This window comes from Deltaproteobacteria bacterium (genome assembly GCA_009930495.1).
Lineage (GTDB): Bacteria > Desulfobacterota > Desulfovibrionia > Desulfovibrionales > Desulfomicrobiaceae > Desulfomicrobium.
The window spans coordinates 1-2,586 of the sequence record RZYB01000267.1; the positions used below are offsets into that span (position 1 = coordinate 1).

A 2,586-nucleotide genomic window follows, 5' to 3' on the forward strand; every position below is an offset into this window, starting at 1 on the left:
GATTTTTCCAGGACTCCCGGCGGTCCGGTCAACAGCGTCGCGCATCGCGGAATACGCATCCCCACCGAGTTCGGACGTGTGTACATCCCGCAGCCGGGGCTTTGCATCGTGCCTTTCGACGTGACGATGCCTCTTGGGGTCCGGGGCGAAAACGTCGTCTTCGTCAAGGTTCACGGCAAGGGGTACGTGGTGGTCACCGGCTGCGGCCATCCCGGAATCGGGTCTCTTCTGGACTATTGCCGGACGCATTTCGCCGATGGAAATGTCGTGTACGGATGCTATGGCGGGCTGCATATCGCGCCCTTTGAACATTGGGAGCCGCAGATGGAGGCCAGCATTCTGGCCTTGCGTGCGGCGGGCCTCCGGAAGATCGCCTGCAACCACTGCACGGGCAGGGTCTGGGCCGCCAGAGCGCTGGCCGCCGGATTGCCCGTTGTGCGCGGCACCGAAGCGTTTCGGTCGTATTCACGCGTCGTGTCCGTCGGGAAGGACGTCGCCAATGTTTACATTGGAAACGGCGACACGGTCGCTTTTTGAAGCGTCCGCAGCAGGAGTTTTTTATGAATCAGGAACGCAAGGTCGTCTGGATGGCCGCGCTCATTCAGTTTGTGAACATGATGGATTACATGATTGTCATGCCCCTGGGGCCGGACATTGCCAGGGAAATTCCGGTGTCCAATGCCGACATGGGCATTATTTGCGGGTGCTATACCCTGGCGGTGGCTTTTTCCGGGATTTTGAGCGCCGGTTTTTTGGATAGGTTCGATCGTCGGCGCGTCGCCCTTGTCGTTGTTTCCGGTTTGGCCGTGGCGACCTTGTCGACAACCCTGGCCACTGATCTCGCCGGGCTGGTCAGCGCCAGGGTGTTGGCGGGCATGTTTGGCGGGCCGTGCGCGGCCATCGCCCTGGCCATGGTCACGGATGTCGTTCCTCCGGAACGCAGGGGACGGGCCCTGGCCGTGGTCATGGGCGCGTTTTCCATTTCATCCATTGCGGCCGTGCCGATCGGTCTGGAGCTGGCGAGGTTCGGAACATGGCGGTATCCGTTTGTGGGCATTGCCGCGTTGGGGGGATTGGCGGTGCTCGGTCTGCTTTTCGCCGCTCCCTCCATGACCGGACATCTTGCGGGAAAAGGCCGCGGAGGCGGGCTGCCGGAGATGAATGTCTGGCAGGGGCTGGCCTTGGGAATGATGGGGGCGTCCATGTTTTCCGCATTTTTGATTATTCCCAATATTTCCGCATATTTTCAGATGAATAGAGGGTTTCCGAGAGAGGGCCTCGGCGCCTTGTATTGCGTGGGCGGCCTTGTCAGCCTGTTCATGATGCAGGCGGGAGGACGTTTGTCTGACAGGATGGGAAGCGCGCCGGTCAACATCGTGGCCACGGTCCTCCTTGTTCTGTTCACGGCGGACGGGTTCATGCACGAAAATCTGACGCCCTTGTCGTTGGTGTTCGTTCTGTTCATGGGCGCGGCCTGCATGCGCAATGTGTCCGCGACGGTGGAGGCCGCAAGGTTTGCCAGTCCCGGCCGGCGCGCCGGATTCATGTCGTTTCTGGCTTCGGCGCAGCACATCGGCAGCGGAATGGGAAGCGTGGCGTCCTCGTTTCTGCTCGGCACCACGGAAACGGGGTCGCTGACGGGTATGCCCGGTGTCGCGCTGCTGTCCATCGTGTTCGCCTTAGTGCAGCCGTGGGTTTTGTTCACGCTGCGGTCGGCGCAGAAGAATTGAACGCGTTCCTGCGTGGTAGAGGCCGTTTACCGGAAACCGGCGCGTACTTTCATTCCTTTGCTACGTCAGGCTTTACCGCCGAGGCGACCATGCCTTTGGGCTCCATGAATGCCTTGAAATAGCGGATGGAAATGTCCGTGAAGCCCGCCTCGGCAAACAGGGTTTTCATTTCCCGGCCTGAATAGAGGCGGATGCCGTGTTTTTTTACATGCGCGCGGTGATCCACGCCGTCGTCGGCGTTCCAGCCCAGTCCGATGGCCAGTCGCCCTCCGGGGGAAAGAACCCGATGGACTTCCCGAAGGGCCTGTAATGGTTCGGGCCAGAACAGGAAGGTGGCGATGGCTGCGGCCGTTGTGAACTGTCCATCGCCCCAGGGCAGATGGCCGGCATCGCCCTGGCGGATGTCGGCCTTGCCGGCTGCGGCCCGGTGTCGGTTTTGCCGTCCGGCCAGGGTCACCATGTCCGGAGAATGATCCAGTCCGGCCACGGCTGCGGCGATTGCGCCGTATGTGCGCAGAAAATAGCCTGCGCCGCAGCCGATTTCGACCAGCCGGTCGGTTGGCCCGATTTTGAGGGTTTCGGCCACGGCCCGGTATTCCGCGCCATGCACCCAGGTCATCAATCTGGCCGAGAGACGCCCTTTGAGCCCGATCGGCTTGGAAGCCAAGGGCGCTTCGCTGGCGAGGGGGAATTGTTCGTTGTCCGGTGTTTGCCGGGAGAGTTCTGCGTTCATGGTCTGTCTCCGCTAGAAATAGAATTTCACGTTCACGCCAAAAACCTGCGGCTCTCCGGCCCGGCCATACCACGCGTCGTTCACGGCAAACGCCCGGGTGACATACTCTTCATCCAAGAGGTT

At 61.1% G+C, this 2,586-nt stretch carries 2 protein-coding genes; one reads left to right on the forward strand and one right to left on the reverse strand.

Annotated features, from left to right (window positions below; all coding sequences use genetic code 11):
* Positions 1-560: 560 nt before the first annotated feature.
* Positions 561-1,730 carry an MFS transporter gene (locus EOL86_13560; GenBank protein ID NCD26602.1) on the forward strand — a complete coding sequence of 390 codons (1,170 nt, stop codon included), beginning with the start codon at positions 561-563 and terminating at the stop codon, positions 1,728-1,730.
* A gap of 49 nt (positions 1,731-1,779) precedes the next feature.
* On the opposite strand, the gene EOL86_13565 is transcribed toward EOL86_13560, so the two are convergent.
* Positions 1,780-2,463 (reverse strand): methyltransferase domain-containing protein, encoded by a 684-nt coding sequence (locus EOL86_13565; protein ID NCD26603.1) that lies wholly within the window; start codon positions 2,461-2,463, stop codon positions 1,780-1,782.
* Positions 2,464-2,586 lie beyond the last annotated feature (123 nt).

Coding starts and splice junctions, on each gene's coding strand:
- EOL86_13560 (NCD26602.1), top strand. CDS start 561: ATGAATCAGGAACGCAAGGTCGTCTGGATGGCCGCGCTCATTCAGTTT.
- EOL86_13565 (NCD26603.1), bottom strand. CDS start 2,463: ATGAACGCAGAACTCTCCCGGCAAACACCGGACAACGAACAATTCCCC.